The sequence below is a fragment of the Chryseobacterium sp. 2TAF14 genome (assembly GCF_052115105.1).
In the GTDB taxonomy this organism is placed as follows: Bacteria; Bacteroidota; Bacteroidia; order Flavobacteriales; family Weeksellaceae; genus Chryseobacterium.
Genome location: NZ_JBFRGA010000206.1, coordinates 1 through 4,456 on the forward strand (window position 1 = coordinate 1; position 4,456 = coordinate 4,456).

General features: G+C 36.5%; 1 protein-coding gene and 2 pseudogenes. All 3 read right to left on the reverse strand.

Annotated elements, in window-relative coordinates; all coding sequences use genetic code 11:
• Positions 1-714, reverse strand: a pseudogene (locus tag AB4Y90_RS15845) (hypothetical protein); the annotation flags it as partial.
• Positions 715-837: 123 nt separating this feature from the next.
• Positions 838-4,062 (reverse strand): Ig-like domain-containing protein, encoded by a 3,225-nt coding sequence (locus AB4Y90_RS15850; protein WP_441558550.1) that lies wholly within the window; start codon positions 4,060-4,062, stop codon positions 838-840.
• A gap of 12 nt (positions 4,063-4,074) precedes the next feature.
• A pseudogene (locus AB4Y90_RS15855) lies at positions 4,075-4,456 on the reverse strand (hypothetical protein); the annotation flags it as partial.

A 4,456-nucleotide genomic window follows, 5' to 3' on the forward strand; every position in this document is an offset into this window, starting at 1 on the left:
ATCTAAAATAAGCCTTTCAACAATGACTCTTTCCAGCTTTACAGGTTTCAGAATATCTTTTATAAATAAAGGATGTTTCTGAATTTTATCTTTTTCAAGAATATACTTGATTCCGTCTGCTGTGGTTACTAAAACTTTAAGGTTCCGGATCTGCTGAATACCGTGATTGTTGCAATCTACACCTCTACAAGGTTTGATCTCTTTTTCATAACTTTCTAAATACAGCAACAGATATTTGCCTTCTAAATTTGTAAGATTATTAACCGTCTTAAAATCTGAATCTGCTTCTTCAGCAGTTGCCAGTTCCCAAAGATCAATCTGAGCGGTGGCTCCAATGCTAAATGCAGGATATCTTACTTTGAAATTATCATACACTTTAAAATGGGTGTAATCTCTGCTTTCTATTTTAATGGTCTTTAAATCGCTTACATACAATTCTTTACTTACCTCGCTTGTTTTATTTAAAGTGAGCAGATCTCCGTCTGTTGTAAGAGCTACTCCCTGAGAAAGCTGTATGCTGTTTAACTGACCCCTTACATAAACAGGTTGTGGTTTAAGACCACACACAATACCCACTCCCTGCAACATTACCTTAGACAAACGATCCTGGTCTTCAAAAAAATCTAAAAACTCGTTGAATTGAGGAGATTTTACGTACTGTCCTTTGGTAAATTTTCGGTATTGGGTTGATATATTGCTTAATTGATTATTCATTATATTTCATTTTTAATGATTTATTAAGGTGATTTTTAAAACTTCTCAGGCAGAAATTAATCTACCTAAGAAGTATGCTATCACTTTTAGAATCTAGTATTCTAAATTGTGAGAGGTTTTGCATTATCTTTCACCTCCACAACCATTTATAATGGCAGATTGAATAGCGCTTGCGTTATAACTTGAGTTCCAAGAACCACCTGTACCATCCGCCAGATCTCTCCAGATATATTTTCCGCCGATCTGACTGTTAACACCACTGCCAAGTACAATTACTTTAATAGATTTTCTTACACATTCAGCTTTTAATCTATTCAGTTCGTCAACATCAGCAGAAGTAGCATTATCATCATTACCACCAGGAGTGATGTCTGTAATTATGATTACGTATTTTGCAACATTATTTCTAAATGTTCCGGCAAAATTGTGTTCCACTACTCTGCTTAATGCCATATCTGTAGGTTCCGGACCTCCAACTCCTGATCCCAGACTTAATCCACCTCCCGGATTATTCAGTTTATCCAGCTGAAGTTTAAATGAGTTTTCATTATTATCGGCAGACATTACTTCCATCGCAGTAATCCATTGGAAGCTTGAGCCAACTCCATCGTTTATGTATTTTCTGGAAGAAGGTAAGCTTGTATATGCAGGAGCTGTATGATATCTCGATACTGTTCCCGAGTTGTTTTCATCTGCCAATACAATACCTAATCGATAAGCATTACTTCCTGATTCGGCTTTTATGGTTGTGATAATACTTTCAGCACCTGATTTAGCAGCTTCAATCTGACCTCCCATACTTCCTGTATAATCAAAGATGAATACTACATCCATCCCTGAATTACATGGAGGAGGTGCAATACTGATGGTAACAGTTGCGATATTACTGTCAAATTCACCATCATTTATATAATACGTAAACGAGTCTGTAAGAGCAGTTGAAGTACCATTATGAGAATATTTTATTTTACCATCGGCCATCAAAGTTGCAGTTCCGTAAGTAGGCTGTGTTTTTATAAATACGGTTAACGGTGTATTTCCTAAATCATAATCATTGTCTTTCACAGAAATAAATACTTCTCCTCCACTTCCTGTCGAGGCGTGATCATTTATTGCCACCGGAGCAGATTTAACATTGATAAATACCGTCGCAATATTACTGTCATCTTTACCGTCATTTACACAATAAGTAAACGAATCTGAAAGATTAGACGAGCCATCATGCGTATAAGTGAATGTATTATCAGTATTTAAAACTACCGTTCCGTAAGATGGGTTTGTCTTTTTCACGACAGTTAAAATATCGTTGTCTGCATCATAATCGTTGCTCAACACAGGAATAACCACAGATTTACCAAGCATACAAGAAGCTTTATCATCCATAGCAATAGGCGGAACATTTGGTTTTTCTTTAGAACAGCACAGGTAAGGCAACGAGAAGTCTGCAAGAACCTGATTGTTTGTACCCGAACCACAAATTAAAACGAAAGCGCCGCCTTTTTCTACACCTCCTAAATGTTCTAATCCTGATTTTCTTTCTAAGAATTCGCTTAAAAGTTCGCTCGTAATTTCCTCTTTTCTTGGATCTTCTTTTACAATGGTAATTTCTTCTTTTGAAGGATCTGCAGCTCTTACAAAATCAACTTTGTTTAATAATTTCAATTGGCTGTCTAATTTAGACAAGGTAAGCAAAGCGCTTTTCGAATCGGTTTTTTCTCTGCTGATATCGCTGGAAATAAGTACCACCTGCTTTCTGAGCTCTTCTATTGACAGTGTTTTTATCTCGGTTAATTTTGCGACAGAATCAGCTTTTTCATCTTTATTCAAAAGCAGAACGATGACGTCAAAAGCCAATCCGTATTGTTTTTTAAGATCGGTAATGTTTTGATATGCGGTTTCAAAAGGCAATCCTAAATGACCTTCAATTCTGTAAAAATCGTTGTCATCAATATTATAATTCAAAGGATTCTGTACAAAATCATCTGTAGCTAAATTTGCAGTATGATAACTCAGATTATAAGCCTCTCTGTCGGTTTTTGTTTTTTCAAAATTCCATTTACCCAATAATTGTTTGTCTACATTGTAGTAATACGGAATTGCTTTGTCACCCAATCTTACATTAAGACGTGAAGGCGTAATTTTTATAGGTCCGATGTAAGCCTGAAATGCATTTATCTTCTGTACAAAACGATTGGCAAGCATTACAATTTTTTCGTAATTCTCGTCATCTGTTGTAGTGATCGGCGAATGATAAAAATCGTGACGATAAAGGTTCTCATCTCCTAACTCAAGTTTTGCACCAACATAGCCCAACATAAGATGTTTAGGGAATGATGCCACTTGCGGACAACATTCAAAATCGAGATGTAAGATCAGATCTTTTATTTCGTTGTAGGTATCTATCAAATCTTTTTGCAGATCATAGCGATACTGGTAATCTTCTAATCTTGGTGACGTGTTTTGAAATAGAGAATTCAGTTTATTCAGCAATGTCTGACCTCCCAGATTAACATTCACATTGAATGCCTTTGCAATTGCTCCAAAACCATTGTTTAGCTGAACAGAAGTATCAGTAGCATTCTGAAATCTTGTTTTCAGCTCAAATGTTGTGTCGACAGCAGGATCCAGGATCACTCTTTTTGCCTCTATTTTAGGTAAGCCATTAAAAAGTTTTTCATAATCATTGTGAGCAGTATAAATACTGTCTTTTGCATCACCATTTTTAATAAGATTTAAAACAGAGCCTGAATCTGCCAAAAGTACTTTCAGATTAGAAACCTGTTCTGCTCCGGCATTGTCGCAATCGGCATCCTGGCAAGGATTTTCTTCATTAGAATAACTTTCCAGATACAGTATGACCACTTTATCATGTAAAGTGCTGCGAATGTCTTTTAACAATTTAAAACCAACATTATTTGCACCTAATGCTTGGTATTCCTGCTGTGTAATCAGCTCTAAAAAAGTTTCCGGCTGTTCTAAAATACGAAAATGATCATATCCTACCGGATCTGTATATTCTCTGTAATACTTGTAATTTTTAGCCTCAAAATTGATCGTTGCTTCTGAAGCTATGCTTCCTTTTTGGCGGAGCGTTACCAAGTCTCCATCTGTTGTAACACCGGAACCCTGCGTAATTTCAAGAGTATCAATAAGAGATGCATCAGTCGCAGATTCTATGTAGGTTGATTTAAAACCACACACGATACCTACCCCGCTCAGACGAGTTCTTGAAAGCCTGTCCTGATCTTCGAAATAATCTATAAATTCGTTTAGCTGGCTTTCCGTTAAAACCTGACTCGGATTAAACTTTCTATATTGGGTTGTTATATTATTTAATTTAGCATTCATTGTTTTTAGATTTTATATGTTTGATTGTCCTAATATTATTTTTCCGTCTGAGTTATCATTATCTTCGGCTGCACAATCGAGAAGTTTACCCGGTCTGTAAATATTGTTGAGGTAAGTAAGAGCCAAAACAACATCCTGGATGCTTTCTCCTAAGCCGGCAGTATTGTTTTTAGCCTTATCTGACAGATATTTTTTAAATGCAGTTTCAAAGCCGGCAAGGTCGTTCTGAGCAGTTTCTTTATCGCTGAAACGATCTCCGACCCAGCAAATTTTTGCTAAAACGTGCGCCGGAATTTCTTGTCTGATGACCATCTCGGCATAACGTCTGAAATCAGGATCCTGGAAACGGTACGCAAAACCCGGAAGAACTACACTTACACGGAACGTATAAGGA

Bases quoted from the DNA above. Each gene is read 5' to 3' on its own strand.
- AB4Y90_RS15850 (WP_441558550.1), bottom strand. From the start codon at position 4,062: ATGAATGCTAAATTAAATAATATAACAACCCAATATAGAAAGTTTAAT.